Origin of the sequence: Nocardia sichangensis, assembly GCF_047200615.1 — a bacterium.
GTDB classification, from domain to species: domain Bacteria; phylum Actinomycetota; class Actinomycetes; order Mycobacteriales; family Mycobacteriaceae; genus Nocardia; species Nocardia sichangensis.
Map to the genome: position 1 here is coordinate 360,766 of NZ_JBJZOK010000002.1, position 22,940 is coordinate 383,705.

Annotated in this window: 21 protein-coding genes; 12 read left to right on the forward strand and 9 right to left on the reverse strand. The window is 68.8% G+C overall.

Annotated features, from left to right (window positions below; translation table 11 throughout):
* Positions 1–77 precede the first annotated feature (77 nt).
* From ACL03I_RS04255 to nrdR, 3 genes are all read left to right on the forward strand, one after another.
* Entirely contained in the window at positions 78–545 is a 468-nt protein-coding gene (locus tag ACL03I_RS04255) for a hypothetical protein (RefSeq protein WP_412805166.1), read from the forward strand.
* A 124-nt stretch (positions 546–669) separates the two neighbouring features.
* Entirely contained in the window at positions 670–1,923 is a 1,254-nt protein-coding gene (locus ACL03I_RS04260) for a hypothetical protein (protein WP_412805167.1), read from the forward strand.
* Between the two features lie 206 nt (positions 1,924–2,129).
* Positions 2,130–2,600: a transcriptional regulator NrdR gene (gene nrdR / locus ACL03I_RS04265; protein ID WP_355070293.1), complete on the forward strand. Its 471-nt coding sequence runs from the start codon at positions 2,130–2,132 to the stop codon at positions 2,598–2,600.
* A gap of 1 nt (position 2,601) precedes the next feature.
* Here the strand turns inward: nrdR and hrpA are convergent, their stop codons facing one another.
* Entirely contained in the window at positions 2,602–6,702 is a 4,101-nt protein-coding gene (gene hrpA, locus ACL03I_RS04270) for an ATP-dependent RNA helicase HrpA (RefSeq protein WP_412805168.1), read from the reverse strand.
* A 217-nt stretch (positions 6,703–6,919) separates the two neighbouring features.
* Here hrpA and ACL03I_RS04275 point away from each other — a divergent pair, with 217 nt between their 5' ends.
* Positions 6,920–8,149, forward strand: coding sequence for an aminotransferase family protein (locus tag ACL03I_RS04275; RefSeq protein WP_412805169.1), 1,230 nt, complete (start codon positions 6,920–6,922; stop codon positions 8,147–8,149).
* A 2-nt stretch (positions 8,150–8,151) separates the two neighbouring features.
* On the opposite strand, the gene ACL03I_RS04280 is transcribed toward ACL03I_RS04275, so the two are convergent.
* Positions 8,152–8,655, reverse strand: coding sequence for a GNAT family N-acetyltransferase (locus tag ACL03I_RS04280; protein ID WP_356961540.1), 504 nt, complete (start codon positions 8,653–8,655; stop codon positions 8,152–8,154).
* A gap of 453 nt (positions 8,656–9,108) precedes the next feature.
* Between ACL03I_RS04280 and ACL03I_RS04285 the strand changes: the two genes are divergently transcribed.
* From ACL03I_RS04285 to ACL03I_RS04295, 3 genes are all read left to right on the forward strand, one after another.
* Positions 9,109–9,783, forward strand: coding sequence for a DUF5134 domain-containing protein (locus ACL03I_RS04285; RefSeq protein ID WP_412805170.1), 675 nt, complete (start codon positions 9,109–9,111; stop codon positions 9,781–9,783).
* Between the two features lie 63 nt (positions 9,784–9,846).
* The gene (sigK, locus tag ACL03I_RS04290) at positions 9,847–10,533 is read left to right on the forward strand and encodes an ECF RNA polymerase sigma factor SigK (protein ID WP_355070303.1); all 687 of its coding nucleotides are present in this window, start codon (positions 9,847–9,849) and stop codon (positions 10,531–10,533) included.
* Positions 10,526–11,245: an anti-sigma factor gene (locus ACL03I_RS04295; protein ID WP_412805171.1), complete on the forward strand. Its 720-nt coding sequence runs from the start codon at positions 10,526–10,528 to the stop codon at positions 11,243–11,245. Before sigK ends, ACL03I_RS04295 begins: the two co-directional genes overlap by 8 nt.
* A 6-nt stretch (positions 11,246–11,251) precedes the next feature.
* Here ACL03I_RS04295 and ACL03I_RS04300 read toward each other — a convergent pair whose 3' ends face one another.
* From ACL03I_RS04300 to ACL03I_RS04310, 3 genes are all read right to left on the reverse strand, one after another.
* On the reverse strand, positions 11,252–11,926 hold the full coding sequence (locus ACL03I_RS04300; RefSeq protein ID WP_355070307.1) for a PhzF family phenazine biosynthesis protein: 675 nt from the start codon (positions 11,924–11,926) through the stop codon (positions 11,252–11,254).
* Positions 11,927–12,032: 106 nt separating this feature from the next.
* Positions 12,033–12,572, reverse strand: a complete 540-nt coding sequence (locus ACL03I_RS04305) for a carboxymuconolactone decarboxylase family protein (RefSeq protein ID WP_355070309.1) — start codon at positions 12,570–12,572, stop codon at positions 12,033–12,035.
* Positions 12,573–12,673: 101 nt separating this feature from the next.
* Complete coding sequence (locus ACL03I_RS04310) at positions 12,674–13,261, reverse strand: peroxiredoxin (protein WP_412805172.1); 588 nt, start codon at positions 13,259–13,261, stop codon at positions 12,674–12,676.
* A 177-nt stretch (positions 13,262–13,438) separates the two neighbouring features.
* On the opposite strand from ACL03I_RS04310, the gene ACL03I_RS04315 reads away from it, so the two are divergent.
* From ACL03I_RS04315 to ACL03I_RS04335, 5 genes are all read left to right on the forward strand, one after another.
* A complete protein-coding gene (locus ACL03I_RS04315; RefSeq protein WP_355070313.1) occupies positions 13,439–14,347 on the forward strand; it encodes a hydrogen peroxide-inducible genes activator in 909 nt (302 codons plus the stop codon).
* Between the two features lie 54 nt (positions 14,348–14,401).
* Positions 14,402–14,896, forward strand: coding sequence for a gamma-glutamylcyclotransferase family protein (locus ACL03I_RS04320; protein WP_355070315.1), 495 nt, complete (start codon positions 14,402–14,404; stop codon positions 14,894–14,896).
* 53 nt (positions 14,897–14,949) lie between these two features.
* A complete protein-coding gene (locus ACL03I_RS04325; protein WP_412805173.1) occupies positions 14,950–15,540 on the forward strand; it encodes a TetR/AcrR family transcriptional regulator in 591 nt (196 codons plus the stop codon).
* A 76-nt stretch (positions 15,541–15,616) separates the two neighbouring features.
* Positions 15,617–16,351 carry an SDR family NAD(P)-dependent oxidoreductase gene (locus ACL03I_RS04330; protein ID WP_355070319.1) on the forward strand — a complete coding sequence of 245 codons (735 nt, stop codon included), beginning with the start codon at positions 15,617–15,619 and terminating at the stop codon, positions 16,349–16,351.
* A gap of 1 nt (position 16,352) precedes the next feature.
* Positions 16,353–16,559 (forward strand): tautomerase family protein, encoded by a 207-nt coding sequence (locus ACL03I_RS04335; protein ID WP_355070321.1) that lies wholly within the window; start codon positions 16,353–16,355, stop codon positions 16,557–16,559.
* Between the two features lie 106 nt (positions 16,560–16,665).
* On the opposite strand, the gene speD is transcribed toward ACL03I_RS04335, so the two are convergent.
* The 4 genes from speD to ACL03I_RS04355 all read right to left on the reverse strand — a co-directional run bounded on the left by speD (position 16,666) and on the right by ACL03I_RS04355 (position 22,668).
* The gene (gene speD / locus ACL03I_RS04340; protein WP_412805174.1) at positions 16,666–17,868 is read right to left on the reverse strand and encodes an adenosylmethionine decarboxylase; all 1,203 of its coding nucleotides are present in this window, start codon (positions 17,866–17,868) and stop codon (positions 16,666–16,668) included.
* Positions 17,869–17,876: 8 nt separating this feature from the next.
* The gene (locus ACL03I_RS04345) at positions 17,877–18,992 is read right to left on the reverse strand and encodes a type III PLP-dependent enzyme (protein WP_355070324.1); all 1,116 of its coding nucleotides are present in this window, start codon (positions 18,990–18,992) and stop codon (positions 17,877–17,879) included.
* Between the two features lie 163 nt (positions 18,993–19,155).
* A complete protein-coding gene (locus tag ACL03I_RS04350) occupies positions 19,156–21,654 on the reverse strand; it encodes a DEAD/DEAH box helicase (protein WP_355070326.1) in 2,499 nt (832 codons plus the stop codon).
* 69 nt (positions 21,655–21,723) lie between these two features.
* Positions 21,724–22,668, reverse strand: a complete 945-nt coding sequence (locus ACL03I_RS04355; RefSeq protein WP_355070327.1) for a proteasome assembly chaperone family protein — start codon at positions 22,666–22,668, stop codon at positions 21,724–21,726.
* Positions 22,669–22,940 lie beyond the last annotated feature (272 nt).

Below are 22,940 nucleotides of genomic sequence, written 5' to 3' on the forward strand. Positions count from 1 at the left end.
ATGTGAGCGAATGAGCGCGGAACGTGTGTTCGAACGGCTCGACCGGCAACGGAGCACCCACTACGGAGGTTTGTCCGATGAGCACTGCGATCAGCCATGTCACCCCTTCAATCGCTGCGGCGGAGGCCGAAGCCGAGCGCCGCGTCGCCGATCCGGCCCCGGCGCAGGATGATCTCGGGTACGAGAGTGCTCGGCGGCTGCTGTGCGGCGGCGCGCGCCCGCGCACGCTGACGCCCGCGCATCGATCCGCGGTCGATCGGCGTCCACCCGGCGCGCGTCCCGGTGCGGGCATGCTCGTTTATGACCGGGGCGTAAGCACTTTCGCGCGGCGTCGTCCTCGTGGCGAACATCCCATGCGCCGGGTCGAGCAGGCGCAGATCGGGTTCGCCGCCCTCGCCGTCGCCGCCCTGCTCACCGCTTCGACGGTGGTGGGCTTGATCGCTTTGTCGCATGTCCGCGCGGGTGAGTGGGGCGGTGGGTCCGGCCGGTCGGTGCCGGCCGTGGTGGATGGCCCGAGCGTGCCGATGGGCGGCAATTCGCGCTGAGCACAAGGGAAATCGGCCACCCTGGGCGGCCGGAATTGTTGATCGAAAACTAGAACGTGTTGCTACCGTGCTGAAAACGTGATCCGGGCGACGCCGCCCGAACGATGTCGGGACTTCTCAGCACATGACACTCCTTACCGCAGGGCGCTCGGTTCGCGTCTTCACCCGCGTTGCCGCCTTGTCCCTTTGTCTGGTCTTCGGGCTCGGCGCGGCAGCCATCGCCAGGGCGGAGCCCGCCTACGCGGCGTATCTCGATCTCCCGTCCGTCAATGGCGACGGTGCGGGGCCGGGTGGACTCGATCCGCTTCTCCCGCTGAGCGAATTCGACCTAGCGGAGGCGTTGCGGCAGGCACGGGCCGACGGAGTGCCGCCGCGCAGATACGCGACGCTGCTGCACCAGTACTGGCTGGTGGTCGCCACCCGCAACGCCGACATCGACCTGGCGGCCTGGGATCCCGGTCGGGGCCCGCGCGCGAACGAACGCACGTTCAATCAGGTGTACGTCAACTACCTGCGGCTGGCCACCCAGCACCCGGAGTTCTACTGGGCGGGACTCGCCGGAATCGCGGGCGGATCGTTCGCCTCCGGATTCTTCGACATGAGCGACGCGGGTTTCGTCCTGGACCTGCCCGGCATCCATCGGATCGGCGACACGGTCGCCGATCTCCTGCGCGCCACTCCACCGGAACTGGCGGCTGCGCTGCCGGAGGACATCCGGCTGCTCGCTACCGAGGGTTCTCGGCTGACCGCGGCGGACGTCGCCTGGTACCAGACCCGCCTGATGATCATGCAGAAGCACATTTTCACGGATCTGGTGCCGATGCACGAGGCCTACGTCGCGCTCGGCATGCGCGGAATCGATGAGATGCACGCGGCCGGTGTGCTCGACGACGACATCCACGCCGCTTGGCGGTCGATCGCCTCGGGCGCCCGGGACGGCTACATCGACGCGCTGGTCCGGATGACCGATCGGGAGCAGAACCACGTCGTGGCCGACCAGTGGGACGAGACATCGGCGGGTCGCGCGCCGATCGGCCGCGTGCTCACCTATGTCAGCACCATCGCGGGTAAACCCGCTGTCCCGGGCGTTCGCGCGCCAGGCGTGTTCGCCCCGACGGTAGTGAGCGCCGAAGTCGGAGGCCGCGGCCTCGCGCTGCGCGTCCCGTTGCCCGGCTTCAACTGGGCCGACCGCGACACCCGATGGAACTACATCACCGGTGACCTGGTGCCCCGCCACATCGATATGGAGACCGATCCCGTGTCGGCCGGCGCCGTCCACGGCGAGGCGTTCTGGAACAAGCTGGCGCGCGGTCGCCTGGCCGCCCGCTTACCGGAGCTGCTCGCGGACCTGACCGCGCACTGGCAGATCTCCGGATGACCGAGCAGCGTCCGACAGCCGGGGTGAGTGCGACAAATCGGAAACTCGGACGGGTATCCTCGAAGTGTTATGCAGGTATTCCGCGTGTCGCACGAGGAATACCTGGTGCCGGGGTATAGACCTCTGTACACGGGCTCGCCGGACCGATCGCCGCGATCGGTGCCCGGTCCGGACGCGAGCACGCGCATCGACGAAGGATTTCTCGGATGCATTGCCCGTACTGCCGACACCCCGACTCTCGGGTGGTGGATTCGCGCGAGGCCGACGAAGGCGCGGCCATCCGTCGCCGTCGCGCCTGCCCGCAATGTGGGCGCCGGTTCACCACGGTGGAGACGGCCATTCTGTCGGTGGTCAAGCGTAGCGGCGTCACCGAGCCGTTCAGCCGTGAGAAGGTCATCCGGGGTGTGCGCCGGGCCTGCCAAGGCCGTGAGGTCGACGACGACGCGCTGAACCTGCTCGCCCAGCAGGTGGAAGACGCGGTGCGGGCGAAGGGTTCTCCCGAGGTGCCGAGTCACGAGGTGGGCTTGGCCATCCTCGGCCCGCTGCGGGATCTGGACGAGGTGGCCTACCTGCGCTTCGCCTCGGTCTACCGCTCGTTCACCTCGGCCGACGACTTCGAACGCGAGATCAGGGAGATGCGCCGGGCGCGTGCGGAAGCGTTGTCGGCCGCCGACTGACTCAGCGCCGCACAGCGGCGATCGCCTTCTCGATTCGCTTGGCCGACACCGGAAACGGGGTGCCGAGCTTCTGCGCGAACAGGCTGACCCGGAATTCCTCGATCATCCACCAGATTTCGGTGACCGCGGGTGCATGCTTGCGGTTCTCCGGTAGCGACGCGACCAGGCGGTCGTAGGCGGCAAGCGCCCGATCGAGTTCGGTCATGCCCTGCCGATCGCGAACGGCGGAGCCGGGCAGCGCCTCCAGTCGCGCCACCGCGGCTTGGAGATAACGCGGCAGCTCACGCAGTCTCGTCGCGCCCGTCTCGGAGACGAAGCCGCGGAACACCAGGTTGTCGAGCTGATGACGGACGTCATCGGCGATGTCGCGCTCGCTCGTTCGCTCCAGCGCCGCGGAGACCTGGTGTGCGCCGGCGAGGATCGGCACGACCAGGCGCACGAAACGAGCGATGGTAGCGGTGAAATCCGGCCGAATCCGGGCGACGAGCGCGTCGAACTTCGCCGGGTCGTGCACCGGCCCGCCCGCGGCCGCGAGCAGTTCGTCGGCGGCGGCCGCGCGGCAGTCCTCGAGCAGCGCCTCCAGCGAGCCGTACGGATTCTGACTCAGGGCGAGGCGGTCCGCGGGCGACAGGCCCGCGGTGGCGGAGCGGACCGACGTCGGCAGTGCGTGCAGCAGCAACTTTCTGGTGCCGAGGCGCATGGCGGCGGCCTGCTCCGCGGGGGAGCTGAGAACCCGGAGCGCCACGCCGTCCCCTTCGGCGACGAGCGCGGGATATCCGGTGACGGTCTGGCCGGCCACCTCGCGCCGCACCGTCGGCGCGATGGTGCCGAGCGATTCGGAGGTCCACACCGTGGCCGGAGGGCGTTCCGCGCCCGCGGTGGCCCGGGCGACCGAGGCGGAGACCTGTTCGGCCAGCTGCGTTTTCAGCGCGGCGAGGCTCTTGCCGCGCGCGAGCGTAGCCCCGTCGCCGCCGACGGCCGCGAAGGTCATGCGCAGGTGGTCGGGCAGCGCGGCGGTGTCGAAGTCGGTGGGGGCGATCGGCACCGAACCCAGCCGGGACAGCTCGCGTGCCAGCCCCGCGCGCAGCGGCTCCGCACGCGGGGTGAGCGCCGCCAAGGCGGCGGCCGCGAAATCGGGGGCGGGAACAACGCTGCGCCGCAAGGCCTTCGGCAACGTCTTGATCAGAGCGGCGGCCAGTTCTTCGCGCATGCCCGGCACCAGCCAGTCGAAACCGACGGCGCGAACGTGGGCGAGCTGTTCCACCGGGATCCGCACGGTGACGCCGTCGTCCTCGTTGCCCGGTTCGAACTGGTAGGAGAGCGGCAAACTGAGTTCGCCCTGCCGCCAGGAGTCGGGGAACGCCGCCGGGTCCAGCGCGGCCGCGCCCTCGTTGACCACGGTGGAGGTGGAGAAGTCCAGCTGCGCCGGGTCCTCCCGGCGTGCGGCGCGCCACCAGCTGTCGAAGTGCCGCACCGAGACGACGTCGGCGGGCAGGCGCTTGTCGTAGAACTCGAACAGCACCTCGTCGTCGACCAGGATGTCGCGGCGGCGGGCGCGGTGCTCCAGGTCGGCGACATCGTCCAGCAGCGCGCGATTGCGGTGGAAGAACTCGTGCCGGGTCTGCCACTCGCCCTGCACCAGGGCATGGCGGATGAACAACTCGCGTGACAGCTCCGGGTCGATGCGGCCGTAATCCACGGGCCTGCCGGTGACCAGGGGGATGCCGTACAGCGTCACCCGTTCGTAGGCGCGCGCCGCGCCTCGCTTGGCCGACCAGTGTGGTTCGGAGTAGGTGCGCTTGACGAGGTCGCCCGCCAGCCGCTCGGCCCATTCGGGCTCGATCTTCGCGGCCATCCGCCCCCACAGCCGTGAGGTCTCGACCAGTTCGGCTGCCATCACCCAGCGGGGCGGCTTCTTGGCCAGCGACGAACCGGGGAAGATCATGAACTTGGCGTTGCGGGCGCCGAGGAACTCCCGGGTTTCCGCCTCTCGGACGCCGATGTGCGACAGCATGCCCGCCAGCAGCGCCTGATGGATGGCGGTGGCATCCCAGGGGAGTCCGTCGTCCACGACGGCCGCGGTGGCGGACCTGCCAGGCTCGGAGCCTGCGCGTCCGTCGCCACCGCGACCCCTGCGTGACCTGTTGCCGGACTTGCGATCCGGTGCCGCCGCTTCGGCTCGGTCCGGTTTCGCGCCGTCCTCCGCGTTCTCCGCGCGCGTCGACCAGCCGAGGCCCCTGGTGATCGTGCGCAGCTGCCCGTGGAGATCCTGCCACTCCCGGATCCGCAGGTAGTGCAGGAACTCCTCCCGGCACAGACGGCGGAACTGATTGGACGACAACGACTTGCGCTGTCCGCCGAGGTATTCCCACAGGCGCAGGTAAGCCAGGAAATCGGAGCCGTCGACGGTGAACCGCGCGTGCTTGGTGTCGGCGGCCTGCTGCTGATCGGCGGGCCGCTCGCGGACGTCCTGGATCGACAGCGCCGCGACGATGACCAGCACGTCGGCCAGGCACCCGGTGCGCTGCGCCTCCACCAGCATCCGCGCCATCCGGGGATCGACGGGGAGCTGGGCCATCTCGCGGCCGATCGGCGTCAGCGACAGTGCGGCGTCGTCGCCACTCGCCCTGGCCCCGCCGTCCCGCCGCGCGAGTGCGCCGAGCTCCTCGAGCAGGGCGACGCCGTCGCGGATGGCGCGGCGGTCCGGCGCCTCCACGAACGGAAAGTTCTCGATGTCACCGAGTCCGAGCGCGGTCATCTGCAGGATCACCGCGGCGAGGTTGGTGCGCAGAATCTCCGGATCGGTGAAGGTGGGCCGGGATTCGAAGTCGTCCTCCGAATACAGGCGGATGCAGATGCCGTCGGCGACGCGACCGCAACGCCCGGATCGCTGCCGCGCCGATGCCTGGGACACCGGTTCGATCGGCAGCCGTTGCACTTTGGTCCGCATGGAATAGCGCGAGATCCGCGCGGTGCCCGGGTCGACGACGTACCGGATCCCTGGCACCGTGAGCGAGGTCTCCGCGACGTTCGTCGCGAGCACCACCCGGCGCCCGGTGTGCGGGGCGAACACGCGGTGCTGCTCGGCGGTGGACAGCCGGGCGTACAGCGGAAGGATCTCGGTGCGCGGCAGCTTCAGATCGCGCAGCGCGTCCGCGGTGTCGCGGATCTCGCGTTCGCCGGACAGGAATACCAGCACGTCGCCGTCGCCCGCGGCGAACAGTTCGGTCACCGCGTCACCGATGGCGTCCACCGGGTCTCGGTCGACGATGCGGGTATCTTCGTCGTCTTCGTCCTCGGCGGCGCTCGGCAGCTCCAGCGCGAGCGGCCGGTAGCGGATCTCCACCGGGTACGAGCGCCCGGAGACCTCGACGATCGGTGCCGGCGTGCCATGTTCGTCCGCGAAATGCCGGGCGAACAGCTCGGGATCGATGGTCGCCGAGGTGATGATCACCTTGAGGTCGGGCCTGCGGGGCAGCAGCTGTTTGAGGTAGCCGAGCAGGAAGTCGATGTTGAGACTGCGTTCGTGCGCCTCATCGATGATGATCGTGTCGTAGCGGCGCAGCAGCCGGTCGCGCTGGATCTCCGCGAGCAGGATGCCGTCGGTCATCAACTTGACCAGCGTGTGTTCGGAGGCGTGGTCGGTGAACCGCACCGTGTAGCCGACCACGTCGCCGAGTTCGGTACCCAGCTCCTCGGCGATGCGCTCGGCCACGGTGCGCGCGGCGAGCCTGCGGGGCTGGGTGTGCCCGATGGTGCCGCGGATGCCGCGGCCGAGTTCGAGGCAGATCTTCGGGATCTGGGTGGTCTTGCCGGAGCCGGTCTCGCCCGCGACGATGACCACTTGGTGCTCGGCGATGGCAGCGGCGATGTCCTCGCGGCGGGCGGTGACCGGTAGCTGCTCCGGGTAGCGGATCTCCGGCACCGCGGCGCGCCGCGCTGCGACGCGCAGTTCGGCCGCTGTGATCTCGGTCTCCACCTCGCCCAGGTCGCCGCCGCGCGCTTTGTCGAGCCTGCGCCGCAACCGGTGTTCGTCGCGAAGGGAAAGATTCGCCAGGCGGGTGCGAAGGTCGCGGAGATCGGTGGCGGCTGTCCTGGTCATTGCATCGACCAGCCTAGCGAAATCCGCCAGCGGATTTTTCCACCAGGCGGTGCGTCCGGTAGCCGAGAGTAAGCCGGAGGTGCGCGACCGGCGCGGTGTCACGCCCGAATATGCGCTGTTCAGCGCCGGTGCGCGCGGTGTATGCGTCCGGTTCGCGGAGCGGTCGCGGTATTCGAAGGTATGGACCGCGGCCGGGGAACCGGTAAAGGTGGAAGACATGAACGCGCTATGGCATGGCTTCGCCGACATGGGCGCCGTCGAGCGGGACGGAGCGTTTGTGGTCGCCCGCGGGGAGGGCGCCTACGTCTTCGACCGGGCGGGCAACCGCTACCTGGACGCCACCGCGGGCCTGTGGTTCGCCAACGTGGGCCACGGGCGCGGCGAGATCGCCGACGCGGTGGCCGCGCAGCTGCGCACGATCGCGCACTACTCCAATTTCGGCGACATCACCGAGCCCGCCACCCAGGAACTCGCCGAGCGGCTCGCCGGGCTCGCGCCGGTTCCCGGCAGCAAGATCTTCTTCACCTCGGGCGGCTCCGACTCCGTCGACACCGCGACCAAGCTCGCCCGCCGCTACTGGCACGAACTAGGGCAGCCGGGCAAGACGATCATGGTCGGGCGGCGGATGGCCTATCACGGCATGCACGTGGGTGGCACCGCGCTCGGTGGCCTCCCGGGAAACCGCGAAGGCTATGGCGAGCTGATGCCCGCGGCGCGCACCGTGGAATGGGACGACGCGAAGGCACTGCTCGCCCTCATCGAGGAAGTCGGCGCCGAGCGGATCGCCGCGTTCTTCTGCGAACCCGTCATCGGCGCGGGCGGTGTGTATCCGCCACCGGCGGGTTACCTCGCCGAGGTGCGCCGGATCTGCCGGGACCACGACATCCTGTTCGTCGCCGACGAGGTGGTCACCGGTTTCGGCCGCATCGGCGGAGCGTGGTTCGCCTCGTCCCGGCTCGCCCTCGAACCCGATCTGATGACCACCGCGAAGGGACTGACCTCCGGCTATCTCCCGATGGGCGCGGTATTCGCCGCCCCGCGCGTGGCGGAGCCGTTCTTCGCGGGCGGCGTCTGGTGGCGGCACGGCTACACCTACGGCGGCCACGCGGGCGCGGCGGCCGCCGCGTTGGCGAATCTCGACATCGTCGAGCGGGAAGACCTGCTCGCGGCCGCTTTGCACCTGGAATCCAGCCTGCACGATCAGCTGTCGGTGCTCGCCGAACACCCCAGGGTCGCCGAGGTGCGCAGCGGATTCGGCGCCGTCGCGGCCATCCAGCTCGCCGATCCCGCCGAAGGGCCGCGACTGGTCAAGACGTTGCGTGCGCATGGCATCTCCGGTCGCGCCGCGGGCCAAGGGGCCATGCAGGTCTCCCCGGCCTTCGTCATGACCGACGACCAGGTCGCCGAGCTCGTCGAGGGATTCACCCGCGCGTTGAACGATGCTTGACGTCAGAGGTCACGGCTCATGAAGACGCTGTGTGGATCAGGGCGGTAGTCACCGAACGGCGGGCAGTGGGCGAAGCCGTGGGCGGCGTAGAGCCGTCGTGCGGGCCGGAAGAAATCATGCGCACCCGTCTCGAGGCTGAGGCGGCGGTAGCCGCGCGCGGTGGCCTCGGCGAGCAGATGACGCAGCAGGGTGGTCGCGATACCGCGGCGTTGGTGCGTCGCGGCGGTGCGCATGGATTTGATCTCGGCGTGGTCGTCGTCGAGGCGCTTCACCGCGGCGCATCCGGCGAGGGCCGCACCGTCCCATGCGGTCCAGAACGTGACGTCCGGATGACGCAGCGCCGCCAGGTCCAGCGCGTGCATACTCTCCGCGGGCGAGTGCGCGGCCATCTCGGCAAGGTGCTCGGTGAGCAGTGCCGCGACCTCCGGGCCGGTGAGGTCGTCGACGACGATGCGCAGACCGTCGCGCTCGATCTCGGTGACGTGTTTGCCGGCCTGGTGGGACATGACTCCATCATGGCGGGTCGCTCGGTTCCATCCGCATCCCGCCACTGACTCGGCATCTCGCCGAGGCCGCACCCGAGCGTTCCCCGGGCGGCCTCGAATCGAAGAGCGCCGCGCGGAGCCGACTTCCGCGACACGGCGGAGCACGCTGCGAAGTCGTCGCCGGGACGGCAGGCCGTGCTCAGAACTGTCCGACAGCAGCCTTCAACAGCATCGAAGTAGCACGCTGTCAGCGCTGTCTTCAGGGTAGATCGAAACCACTGTCGTTCAACCGAATCCGCGATGCGGCGCGCACCCCGGAACTCGGCCATGAGGGCAGGCGATCGAACTGCTGAGGTAGGGCTTCCCTCTTCGTCCTACATGGTGTGCGCGATTTGAAAATGACACCTCGAACGCTCCGGGATGCGAGCATGGAAGGGCGACGACCGTGGTCGCCGTGCTGAGAGGTGGTGGGGTGTGGCGCAGTTCGTGCAGGAGTATGCCGTATTGCGGTGGATGATGGTGGCGGCGTTCGTGATCGCCGCGGGGATCGTGCTGTCGCGGGTGGCGGCGGCCGCGACGTCGTCGACCGGGTCCGTCGCGCAGACGCGGCCACCGTCGGACACCTCGGCCGGGCACTCCGAATCCGATGCGGCCCACCTGGTGATGTGCCTGGTGATGCTCGGCATGCTGGTGTTTCCCTGGGGCGCGAGCCCGCATGCGGTGCGCGGCGTACTGACGGCGATGGCCGTGGTGTTCGCCGGGTTGCTGACGATCCGTGCCGTGGAGCACGCCACCCAGGGGCGGCCATTGCCGATCGACCGGCTGGTACCGCTCGGCTACCACATCGTCGCCGCCGCGGCGATGCTCTACGCGATGTCCGGCCATACGGGTTCCGGCCATGCGGGCGGTCCGTCCACCGGACCGGCGCTCGTTCTCGCCGTCCTGTTCCTGCTCGACGCGCTTCTGGTGACCTTCACCGCCTGTACCGGCCGGACCCGGGCGCACGTGCCGGGGCCGCTGGGGCTGCTGGTGCGTTCCAGCGGCTGCGTCGCCGCCCTCACCGGTCCCGCGAAACCGTGGGCGGCGGTGCCGCATGTGGTGATGGACGCGGGCACCGCATACATGCTCGTGGCCGTGATCATTCGGTGACCGTGACCAATCCGGTTTCCCGCGCATACCGAACCCCTGTGCATGCAGGCACGGGATTCGGCCATGAGCAACGAACACGGTTCTGCTTCACCCCATCGCTCCGGCGGTCCGGCACGTGCGCGCGAGGAAACCGATGCCCCGGCGCTCGCGTGCCCGCTGCCCACCGGCTACGACCGAGCAGGGGCGACCAGCGCGAGCCGTGAGCTCGCGGCGCTACTCGCCGCCGCAGGCGCGGGCGATCGCGGCGCGTTCACCGAGTTCTATCAGCTGACCAGTCCGCGGGTGTTCGGGCTCGCGGTGCGAGTGCTGCGCAGTCATGCCGCCGCGGAGGAGGTGACCCAGGAGGTCTACCTCCAGGTCTGGTCGATGGCCCATCGCTACGATGCCACGCTGGCCAGTCCGGTCGGCTGGCTCATGATGCTCGCCCATCGCAGGGCGGTGGACCGGGTTCGCGCGGAGAGTTCGGCCACCAGCCGGGACCTCGTCTACGCGCACGAGCAGCTCGGGCGCGCCCACGATGTCGTCGCTGAATCGGTCACCCAGCGCATCGAGGAGCAACAGGTGGCAGGCTGCCTGGAGAGGTTGACCCCCACGCAGCGCGAAGCGATCGTGCTGGCCTACTACGGCGGGTGGACCTACCGGGAGGTCGCCGATCGTCTCTCGGTGCCGCTGCCAACGATCAAGACCCGCATCCGCGACGGGCTGAAACGATTGGAGCAATGTTTGTCCGGGGAAGGCAGCGATGGTTGACACCTCGCCGCGCTCGGAGGCGGACCTCATCGACCTCGCCTACCCCTGCGCGCTGGACGCGGTCGCCGATATCGAACGCAGGCACATCGATGCCCGTCTGGCGGCCGCGGACCCGGAGGTGCGCCAAGCGTTCTCCGACACCGTGTGGCAGGTGCGTGACGTCATGGGGCGGCTGGCCGTGCTCGGTGAGCTCGCGCCGCCGCCGGAGCTGGAACGCCGCATCCTGGCCGCGCTGCCCGACGAGCGCGCCGAGCGGTCGAGCACGCGGATCGCGTCGTGGCGGCGCTCGCTGCGCTGGGTGGCCCCGATCGCGGCCGTCTTGTGCCTGGTGATCGGTGGCAGCGTGGTGACCGCGCAGCTCCTCGGCTCCCACTCGGACCCGGCCGCCGCCGATCAGGTGCACATGCGGACGGTGAACGGATCGTTCGCCGGGGGTGGGCTGCTCGTCGTCGACGCCTCACCCGAACTCGGACGCGCGGTCGTCGTCTTCGATCGGGTCGCTCCGCCGCCGCTGGGCCGGGTGTATCAGGTGTGGCTGGTCGGTTCCGACGGGCAACCACGCTCGGCGGGATTGCTGAGCGACGTGCCGTCGACCGAGCGGCCGTTCGTCACCGGTTTCCGGTCCGGCGAAGTGCTGGCGGTGAGCGTCGAACCGGACGGCGGTTCGGACGCACCGAGCGGCGATCCGATCGTGGGCGTGACCCTGCCCTGAGCGGCGTCAGATCTCCACCGGCTGGTCCGCGGCGACTCGGCCGCCCAGATGCACCCAGCCGTCGGAGTCCCACCGGGTGAACAATTGCGAGCCTTTGCCCTGGGTGATGACCAGTCCCTTGCGCAGCAGCGCCGTCAACGCCACGGCCGCGGCTCCGGTCGCCTCGTCCTCGGTGATGCCCATGGTCGGCGCGAACATGCGCGATCGCAGGGCGGCGCGATGCTCGTCGGTCCACGCCCACAGGTAGTGCGGACCGCCGGGAAACTCCTCCGGCCGCAAGGTGGCCAGCTCCTCGGCGTCGTCCAGTTGATGGAAGGTGAACGCGGGCGCCCACTCGCCGCGAGCGGTGATCCAAGTCAATCCCTCGGTGAGTTCCACGGCCACTGGGCCCGCGGGGACGTCCAGTGTCCGCACCGCAAGGCCCTGCGACGCGAACCACCACGCCGTCCCCACCGAGGGGTGCCCGGCGAACGGAAGTTCCATCGTGGGGGTGTAGATCCGCACCGCGGCGGTGCCGTCCACCGGCTCCTCGACGACCACGGTCTCGCTGTATCCGGCCTTGGCGGCCAGCGCCTGCCGATCGGCCGCGGCCACGTCGGCCGCCCGTGCGATACCCAACTCGTTGCCGAAGCGTCCGGCGGCGTCGGTGAACACTCGCACCACATCGACCTGTGTGCTCATGCTCGCCGAGCCTACTCGGATGCCGCGGGCGCGAGCTGTCACGCAGACCACAATGGAACGCGAAAGAGGCCCCCGTCGCAGGACAGGGGCCGCTTTCCCAGCGAAATCAGATCGCGGCCGCGGTGAGGGCCTCGGTCGACTGCACCGCCTGGCCGACTCCGGCCACGATCGCGGCGGCGCGCAGCGATTCGAAGATCACTTCGCGGGATACGCCCGCTTCGCGCAACGTGTGCTCGTGCGCCTCGAGGCAGTGCGCGCAACCGTTGATCGAGGAGACCGCGAACGACCACAGCTCGAAGTCGGCCTTGTCGACGCCCGGCGTGCCGATGATCTGCATGCGCAGCCCGGCCCGCAAGTCGTCGTAGCGACCGCCGAGGAACGCCTTGCCCCGGTAGAACACGTTGTTCATGCCCATGATCGAGGCGGCGCCGAGCGCGGCGTTGTACGCCTCCGCCGACAGCGCGTCGGCGGCTTCCTCGGCGATCTCGCGCAGCGTGGTCGTCGACCGGGTTGCGGCCGCCGACGCGAGCAGGGTGCCCCACAACTGCTGTTCGTTCAGCACCGTGGTGCGCGCGATGGATGACAGATTGAGCTTGAGGTCCTTGGCGTACTCGGGAAGGGAGTTCTTCAGGTTCTCAATGCTCATGCGGCGATTCCTCTACTCGAAGCGATCCCGTGCGGGACCAGGTCGGTTCTCGATGGTGTGGGGTTGGGACGTACCAGGAAGTCCGGATGCGACTGCGGTTTTCAGACGCTGGCGGACAGGAGTTCGCCCGCGTTGATGGTGGGGTCGCCCTTCTTCCAGTTGCAGGCGCACAGCTCGTCGGACTGCAGGGCGTCGAGCACGCGCAGCACCTCGTCGACGTTGCGGCCGACCGAACCCGCGGTCACGGAGACGAACTGGACCTCGTTGTTCGGGTCGACGATGAAGGTGGCGCGGTCGGCGACGCCGTCGGCGTTGAGCACACCGGTGGCGGCGGCCAGTTCCCGCTTGAGGTCCGAGAGCATGGGGAAGGGGAGGGTCTTGAGGTCCTCGTGCTGAGCGCGCCACTGGAAGTGCACGAACTCGTTGTCCACCGACGCGCCGAGCACCACGGCGTCCCGGTCCTCGAATTCGTCGTTGAGCTTGCCGAACGCGGCGATCTCCGTCGGGCACACGAAGGTGAAGTCCTTCGGCCAGAAGAAGACGATCCGCCACTTGCCCGCGTGGTCGTCGCTGGTGATCCGGGTGAAGTAGTCGTCGGGCCGCTGAGCGTCGACCTTCGACAGGTCACCGCCGATGACCGCGGTGAGGTTGTATGCCGGGAATTGGTCGCCGATGGTCAGCAGGGCCATGCTCGTCTCCTCGTCATTTGATTGCCAACTGTGTTCTGCGGTATTGCCGAACCGTTGCCGTGAAAGTCGGCCACCGACTCGAATTCAGCACTCACACCGCGGGTGAAAAGCTCATGGGCGATCTTGCCCAAGGGGCGGTAAAAGGTAAAGGTGATCAGTCGCACTACACTGATAGGGGTGACTGATCAGACTTATCAGCCCACCCTGTCACAGCTGCGTGCGTTCGTGGCGATCGCGGAATACCGCCATTTCGGCACCGCGGCTGCCCGTCTCGGTGTGAGTCAGCCCACGCTATCGCAGGCGCTCGCCGCCCTGGAACACGGGCTCGGGCTCCAGCTGATCGAACGCAGCACCCGGCGCGTGCTGGTGACCGCCGCCGGGATGCGGTTGCTGCCAAAGGCGATGGCGACGCTGGAGGCCGCGGACCGTTTCGTCGCGTCGGCCACCGGTGACGGGCTCGGCGGCACGCTGCGGATGGGCATCATCCCGACGGTCGCCCCCTATGTGCTGCCCGGGTTGCTGCCGGAATTGCGCAAGCGGCTGCCCGAACTGCGCCCGCAGATCATCGAGGACCAGACCACCCGGCTGCTGGACGGGCTGCGCACCGGCGTGCTGGACGTCGCGCTGCTCGCGGTCCCCACCGAGATGCCGGGCCTGGTCGAGATTCCGCTGTACTCCGAGGAATTCGTGCTGGTCACGCCGCGCGGCCACGAACTGGCCGGGCGTGGCGACCTGGCGGCGTCGGTGCTGGACGCCCAGCCGCTGCTGCTGCTGGACGAGGGGCACTGCCTGCGCGATCAGACCTTGGAGGCGTGCCGCTCGGCCGATGTGCATCCCGCCGCCGTCGGCGACACCAGGGCCGCGTCCCTGTCCACCGTGGTCCAGTGCGTGGCGGGCGGGCTCGGTGTCACGCTGATCCCGCAGATGGCGGTCGCGGCGGAGACCGCGCGCGGCACGTTGGACGTGGCGCACTTCTCCGCTCCCGCACCCGGCCGCACCATCGGCCTGGTTTTTCGCACGTCCAGCGCCCGCGCCGACGATTACGAATACCTGGCCGCCATCATCCGTGCTCAGCGGCCGATGTAGCTGCGTCGAACGCGCCGGCCGGGCACAGTGGAGGCCGGTGAGAGGAGAGGCGAGTTGGCATCGGCGGCGCTGGGAGAGGGGCGGCTGGGCCGCCTGTCCGGATCGGACCATGCGTTGTTCGTCTACGGCACCCTGCAGTTCCCCGAGGTGTTGACGACGCTGCTCGGGCGAGTGCCATCGCTCGAACCGGCCGAGCTGGCCGGGTGGCGCGCCGCCGCGCTGCCGCGGCGGTTGTATCCGGGACTGGTCGCCGCGGCGCACGGGCGCGCCCGCGGCGCCGTGCTGACCGGTCTCAGCGCGACGGAGTGGAAGATTCTCGACGCGTTCGAGGACGACGAGTACGACCTGCGCCAAGTGCGCCTCGAGGGCCGGAACGCTCCGGTGTGGACCTACGTCTGGACGGTGGCGGCGGACTCGGCGGACTGGGAACGGGACCGGTTCGCCGCCGAGCATCTCGCGCGTTTCGCCGTCCGGTCCGCGCGGTGGCGGCAGGACCCCGCGAGCTTCTCGGACTCGGCCGGACCCGGCTGGTCGGATCCCTCGGCGTGAGGCCATATGTGCGGCTGTTGCAATTCCAAGACGACCGGTCGTATATTCAGCGCATGGCACGACCGCGACGCAGCCAGGACACCCGGCGTCTTCTCGTCGAAGAGGGCGCCGCGGAGTTTCTGACCAACGGCTACCACGGCACGGGTATCAAACAGATCCTGGACAAGGTCGGTGTGCCGAAGGGCTCGTTCTACAACTACTTCGACAGCAAGGAGAGCTTCGGTCGCGCGATCATCGAGCACCATTCGGTCTGCGTACAGCGCAATCTGACCGAGGCGTTCGGCGCGGAGCCGGACCCGGTGAGCGGCTTGCGCGCGTTCTTCGGACGGCTGATGGACGATTTCGTCGCGGCGGATTTCACCGGCGGGTGCCTCATCGCGAATCTCGGGGGCGAGCTGGAAGGCAGTGAGCTGTTGCGGGAATCGCTGTCGGTGGCTTGGCGCGCATGGCGCGATCGCGTCGCCGAGCAACTCGTGCAGGCGCAGCGCCTCGGCATGATCCGCGCCGACATCGAGGCGGTCGAACTGGCCGATCTCCTGCTCGAATCCTGGGAAGGGGCGGTCATCAGGATGAAGATGGAGCGCACCCTCGCGCCGCTGCACAAGTGCCTCGATCGCCTGCTGGGCGATTACTTCCTGCCCTGATTCCAGGGGCAGCACCTGTCCGGCGTCTTCGGCTACCCGTTCCAAGACGACCGGTCGTATATAAGAAAGGATCACCATGGTGAAGACCGTCATCGTGACCGGTTCCTCGAGCGGAATCGGTCGCGATATCGCACGGGCGTTCGTGGAACGCGGCGACAACGTCGTGCTCAACGGCCGAGACGAGGAAAAGCTGACCCGGGTGGCTGCTGAACTCGGTGCGCCGGAGCGTGTGGCTACGGTGCCGGGCGATATCGGCGCCGCCACGACCGCGGCGACCCTGGTGCGCGTCGCGGTGGAGCGATTCGGTGGCGTGGACGTGCTGGTCAACAACGCGGGCATCTTCGGAGCCAAGCCGTTTGTCGAGGTGACCGAGCAAGACCTGGACGTCTATCTGAACGGCAACCTCAAAGGCACCTACTTCACGACGCAGGCCGTGGTGCGGCAGTTCCTGACGCAAGCCAGGGGCGGCAGCATCGTGAACATCGGCACCGTGCTGATCGATCACGCCCTCGCCGGGTTGCCCGCCACCGCGGCTTTGGTCAGCAAGGGCGGCATACACGCGTTGACCACCAGCCTCGCCGCCGAACTCGCCGCCGAGGGCATCCGGGTCAACGCTGTCGCCCCCGGCATCATTCGCACACCGCTGTTCGGCGACGGCGACGAGCCTGCTTCGGGCAGACTCGCGCTGTTGAACCGCATCGGCGAAGTCGCCGAAACGACGGCCGCGGTCTTGTATCTCGCCGACGCGGCCTTCACCACCGGACACATCCTCCCCGTCGACGGCGGGTTCATCTCTGGAAGGGCGGCCTGAAATGCCTTATGTGAACATCAAAGTCACCGACGAAGGCGTGACCCGCGAGCAGAAGGCGCGGCTGATCAAGGGTGTCACCGATCTGCTGCAGGACGTGCTCGGCAAATCGCCCGCGAGCACGTACGTCGTGATCGACGAGGTCGCGCTGTCGAACTGGGGCGTCGGCGGAGTCGACGTCGAGCAGTGGCGCGCGCAGCAGCGCTCCTGAACCAACCGGGACCAGCCGCCCGTCGACCCGGCGCGGCTCTGATCGGACACGAAACACTGAATGCGCCGGTTCCGGATCCGGAACCGGCGCATTCGGGCGCCGTTGCCTAGACCCGCAGGGCGTGCGGTTCGATCGCGCCGCGCTCCAGCGCCCTGGCGTCGATGGTCTCGGGCTGGTAGGGCAGCTGCGCCAGGCGATCGGTCATCCCGCCGACCGGGTCGTCGATCTCCTCGACCAGGCCGAACAGGAACGACCACTCGTGTTCGTCGCTGCCGTAGTGCACCACGGTGCCGAACTGCTCGTGGAAACGCTGCCAGGACCGCTTCAGGGTCTCGTTGCGCCACATCGTCGCGCAGCCCGCCTGGGCGCACAGCACACCGCCGGGCGCGAGCAGCGCACGACATCGGGACAGGAACTCCGCCTCGTAGAGGCGGTTGTGCTGCGCGTCCTCGACGCGCTCGTCCGGCAGGTCGATCACGATGACGTCGTACCGGGTGCCCGCCCGCTCGGCCTCGGCCAGGAAATCCCAGCCGTCGGCGTAATGGACCTTGATCGGCCCCTCACCCTTGACCGCGGCGGCCAGTTCATCCCTGGTGTAGCCGTAGGGCAGGTGCTCGGCGCACAGCTCGACCTCGAGCTGGTCGATGTCGACGTGGTCGACCAGAGTGGCGCCCGCGGCGACCGACATCTGGCTGGCGACGCCTTCCCCGGAGCCGATGATCAACACCTTGTCCAGCTTCTCGGTCAGCACGAAGGCGGGGACCATCATCGCCTCGTGGTAGGTGACCTGGGAGAACTCGGTGGACTGGCGGTCGTCGTCGGAGAACAGGCTGATGCCCTGCTCGGTCCGCGCGATGATCATGTGCTGGAACGGGGTGTGGGTGTCGACGATCACGTCGTGCAGGTCCCAGATGCGGGTCAGGCCCGCGCCCACCTGCTCCTCGATCCGCTGACTGCCGTGTCCCCTGCGGATGACCTGCATCCGAACGTCCTTGGGCGCCAACGCGTCCCGCAGTAGCTCGACCGCCTTCGACGCGCCAGCGCCGATGCTGCCGCAAGTGAAGACGTCGACGAAGATGTCGCCGGACTCCGGATAGGTGTGAATCGAGGCGTGGGACTCCGACAACAGCGCGAGGACGGTCACCCCCTGCGGTTCGAACTTCTTGTGTACGACATCGCAGATGGTGACGCCCGCCGCGATCAGAGACTCACGCAACGCCGATTCGAGTCGTTCGAGATCGTCGCAGAGGGCTGCGTCGACACCACCGAACTCGGCCAGCACATGCCAACCGGTGAATTCCGCCGTCATGGGCAAACTCACTCTCGCTCAGCGCCCGAGACATGAACGGTCAAGGGCGGAAAACCATTGAAGGACACCGACGAATAGCTCGCGGTATAGGCACCGGTGTCGAGGATTCGAACGCGATCACCGGCTCGCAACGTGGTCGGTAGGAGGACTCGCGTGCGTTGATACAGTACATCGTCGCCGTCGCAGGTCGGACCGGCCACCACCGCCTCGTCGACGGGGTCGCCGTCGCGATCGGTGACGAACCGGTAGGCGATGTACTCGTTCTCTGTCTCGGCCATGCCGTTGTAGCGGCCGATGTCGAGATACACCCAGCGCCGACCGTCCGGTGCGGTGCGGACGCCGACGACCTCGGCGTGAATCGTGCCCGCCGAACCGACCAGTGCCCGGCCCGGTTCGACGACCAATCCGGTATTCCCGGAAAGGAATTCGGCCGCCGCGTGGTTCACCACCGCGGCGATCTCGCCCAGCGCGGGCGCCGCGTCGGCGTAGGAGATCGGCAGCCCGCCGCCGATGTTCACCGAGCCGACCGCGATATCCTTGTCGGCCAATGCCTCGGCGATCCGGCCCGCCTGCTCGATGCCGATCCGCCACGCGGTGGGATCCAGTTGCTGAGAGCCGACGTGGAAGTAGGGTCCGGCGACGACCAGCCCGAGATCCCTGGCCCGGACCAGCAGCCGGAACGCCTCGCCGGGGCTGCAGCCGAACTTCGTGCCGAACGGGGTGCGCGACTCCGGCGCCGAGGCGAGGAAGCGGCACTCCACCTCGGAGCCGGGCGCGTGCTCGGCGATGCGCAGCAGATCGTCCTCGGTGTCGAAGGCGAAGCGGCGCACCCCGAGGGCGTAGGCGCGGGCGATGTGCGCGGCCTTCTTGATCGGGTTGCCGTAGCACAGCCGCTCCGGCGCCACACCGAGTCCGAGGCAGAGGTCGATCTCGCCGATGCTGGCTACGTCGAATTCCGCGCCTTCCTCGTCCAGCAGGCGCACGATCTCCGGCACCGGGCTCGCCTTCACGGCGAAACGGATCCTCGTCGCGGCGCCCGTGCCCGCGGACAGGGCGGCGTCGAGCGCGCGGTAATTCTGGCGGACACGCTCAGGATGGATGACAAGGTACGGCGATTCGGGCATAGTTGATCTTTCGCTTCGGCAGCGGGGGAGAGAGTATCAGCGGCCCCTACCCAGTAACGAATCCGTCCAAACCTGGATTCGCCCCATGGTGGCGCAACCCTGTCATTAGGCCGCGACGGAGCTGCTGACCTGCGGGAACAGGTGGCCGGTAGGCGATGCGGGCTCAGCCGGCGGACACGGTGACGTCGTCGAAGACGACCTCGCCCGCGGCGTCGGACTCGGCCAGATCGACCACCGCGTCGATCGACCAGCCGTGGTCGCCCGCCGGGTCCTCCAGCACCTGCCGCACATGCCAGAATCCGGGTCTTCGTTCCACTTGGAACAGTTGCGGTCCCCTGGCGTCGGGTCCGGTGCCGATGCGCTCGTATTCCGCGTAGTAGTCCGCGAGTGCCTCGGCCCAGTCCGGGCCGGGACCGAGTGCCGCCAGCTCGTCCCAGCGTCGCAGCGCGGCCAGTTCGACCCGGCGGAACATCGCGTTGCGGACCATCACCCGGAACGCGCGTTCGTTGGCGGAGATCGGGCGCACGGTTTCGGCGCCGAACGCGATCTGGTCGGCGTCGGTCTCCGCGCCCGGGTTGGTCAGTTGCTCCCATTCGTCGAGCAGGCTCGAATCGACTTGCCGCACAAGCTCTCCGAGCCACTCGGTGATGTCGTCGAGTTCTTCGGTGCGCGCCGACTCCGGCACGGTGCGCCGCAGCGCGCGATAGGCGTCGGCGAGGTAGCGCAGCACCACGCCCTCGGATCGGGCCAGCTCGTAGAAGGAGATAAGTTCGGCGAAGGTCATGGCGCGCTCGATCATGTCGCGCACCACCGACTTCGGCGCCGGCGCGAACTCCGACACCCACGGGTGTCCGGCTCGGTAGGTCTCGAAGGCCGGTTCGATCAGTTCGGCCAGCGGCTTGGGCCAGGTCACCTCTTCGAGCAGTTCCATCCGCTCGTCGTAGTCGATGCCGTCGGCCTTCATCTCCGCGATGGCCTCGCCGCGCGCCTTGTGCTGCTGGGCCATGAGCAGCTGGCGCGGATCCTCCAACGTGGATTCGATGAGCGACACCACGTCGAGGGTATAACTCGGGGACTGTTTGTCCAGCAACTCCAGCGCGGCCAGCGCGAACGGCGACAGCGGCTGGTCGAGGGCGAAGTCACGCTGCAGGTCGACGGTCAGGCGGGCGCGGCGGCCCTGCGCGTCGGGTTCGGGCAGTTGCTGCACCACCCCGGCGTCGCGCAGCGCCCGATACAGCCGGATGGCGCGCAGAATGTGCCTGCGCTGGGCGGGTCGCGGCTCGTGGTTGTCTTCGAGCAGATGGCGCATGGCGGTGAAGCAGTTGCCCGGCCTGGCGATCACATTCAGCAGCATGGCGTTGGTGACCGTGAAACGCGACACCATCGGCTCCGGCTGCGCGGCGACCAAGCGGTCGAAGGTCTCCTCACTCCAGGAGACGAAGCCTTCCGGCGGTTTGCGCCGCTGCACCTTGCGCTGCTTCTTGGGATCGTCGCCCGCCTTGGCCAGCAGCCGAGTGTTCTCCACCTCGTGCTCCGGAGCCTGCACGACGACGGTGCCCATGGTGTCGTAACCCGCCCGGCCCGCGCGGCCCGCGATCTGGTGGAACTCCCGCGCCTTGAGCCTGCGTGTGCGCACGCCGTCGAATTTGGTCAGCCCGGTGAGCAGCACCGTGCGGATGGGCACGTTGATGCCGACGCCGAGGGTGTCGGTGCCGCAGACCACCTTCAACAGGCCGTCCTGGGCCAGGCGCTCCACCAGTCGCCGGTACTTCGGCAGCATGCCCGCGTGATGTACGCCGATGCCGTGCCGGATCAGCCGCGACAGCGTCTTGCCGAACCCGGCGGCGAACCGGAATTCGCCCAGCGCGTCGGCGATCGCGTCCTTCTCGGCGCGCGTCGCGAAATTCACACTCGTCAGCGCCTGCGCGCGTTCGAGCGCGGCGGCCTGCGTGAAGTGCACGACGTACACCGGAGCCTGGTGGGTGGTGACCAGCTCTTCGAGCGTCTCGGTGATCGGGGTGCGGGCATAGGAGAAGCTCAGCGGCACGGGGCGCTCGGTGCCCGCGACGATCGCGGTGGAGCGGCCGGTCCGGCGCTCCAGGTCACGGGCGAAAAAATCGACCTCCCCGAGGGTGGCCGACATGAGCAGGAACTGGGCGCGGGGAAGTTCCAGCAGCGGGACCTGCCAGGCCCACCCCCGATCGGGGTCGGCATAGAAATGGAATTCGTCCATCACCACTTGGCCGACGGCGGCGTCCGCGCCTTCGCGCAGCGCCAGATTGGCCAGGATCTCCGCGGTCGCGCAGATGATCGGCGCGTCCGGATTCACCGCGGCGTCGCCGGTGACCATGCCGACGCGTTCGGCGCCGAATACCTCGCACAGGGCGAAGAATTTCTCGCTCACCAGCGCCTTGATCGGAGCGGTGTAATACGTGCGCAGGCCCTGGGTGAGGGCGAACAGATGCGCACCGACCGCGACGAGTGACTTTCCGGAACCGGTTGGGGTGGCGAGGATGACGTTGGATCCGGATGCCAGTTCGAGCAGCGCCTCGTCCTGCGCGGGGTAGAGCGGGGTGCCCTGCTCGGCGGCCCAGATGCCGAACGACTCGTAGAGCGCGTCGGCGTCGGTCCCCGGGATGTCGAGCAGTTCGGTCAGATCCACTCCGACAACCCTACGGCCTCGCCCGTGAGCACGTTTGCAGGGGCGATCGGGACCAGGCGGCCGGGCGGATCAGTCCTGTTCGCCCTCGTCGTCGCCGGTGTAACGGCCTTGCTCGGCGAGGAATCGCTCGAATTCGGCGCCCAACTCGTCGCCGCTGGGCAACTCGCCGTCACCGACCAGCAGGCTCGACTGGCGTTCCTGCGCGGTGACGAAGCTGTCGTACTGCCGCTCCAGCGCGTGCACGACGGTCTCCACCTCGGCATTGCCCGCGATGTGCTCGTTGACCTGTTCGCGTACCCGGGCGGCGGCCTCGCCGAGCGCGGCCAGCGGGAACTCCAGGCCCGCGTTGTCGGCGACGTTCTCCAGCAGCGTCTGCGCGGCCTCCGGGTAGGCGGTCTGTGCCAGGTAGTGCGGCACGTGCACCGAGAAGCCGACCGACTCGTGACCGTGCTGCGCCATGCGGAATTCCAGCAGCGACGACGCGCTGCCAGGAACCTGCAGCTCGCCCGGCCACCGCTGGTGCTCGGAGATCAGGTCGCGGTTGGAGGAGTGCGCGGTCACGCCCAGCGGGCGAGTGTGCGGAATCGCCATCGGGATGGCGCTCAGGCCGATGCTGCGCCGCACGCCCAGCTGGTCGGCGAGCAGCCGCACCGCGGTGGTGAACTTCTCCCAGCGTAGGTCCGGCTCCAGACCCGCGAGCAACAGGAACGGGGTCCCCGCGGTGTCGCGCAATGCCCAGAGGTTGAGTTCCGGCTCGGCGTAATCGGAGAAATGATCGGTCTTGAACGTCATGAGCGGGCGCCGCGACCGGTAGTCCAGCAGCTCGTCCACGTCGAACGAGGCGACCAGTTCGCTTTCGAGGCTTTCGCGCAGGTGCGTGGTCGCCAACCGCACCGCGTGCCCGGCGTCGGTGAAGCCTTCCAGTCCGTGCACCAGGACCGGGCCCGCGCCGTCGGCGGACGAAAGCTGCGGAGCGGGGAACTCCAGTTCGTACATTCGCGACTCGTAGTCCATCGCGTACTCCTTCCTGCGCGGCTCCTGCGGCCCGGACGCGTGCCTCACGCGCCAGTGTGGTTGCCTGCCCGATCGTTCGCCACTCCTGGTGGTGCGGAGACGAGCAGTCGTCCGAACCGGGGACCACTGTCCATTGTCCCCCATGCCGTGGCGGTCGCCGCGCACGGCCGGACACCGACCCGTACTCCGAGCCAACAGCATCGGTGGGCCGCGCATTCCCGGCCCGGCGGCGTGGCATCGCCGACCGGACACGAGGAGTTTGGCACAGTGGG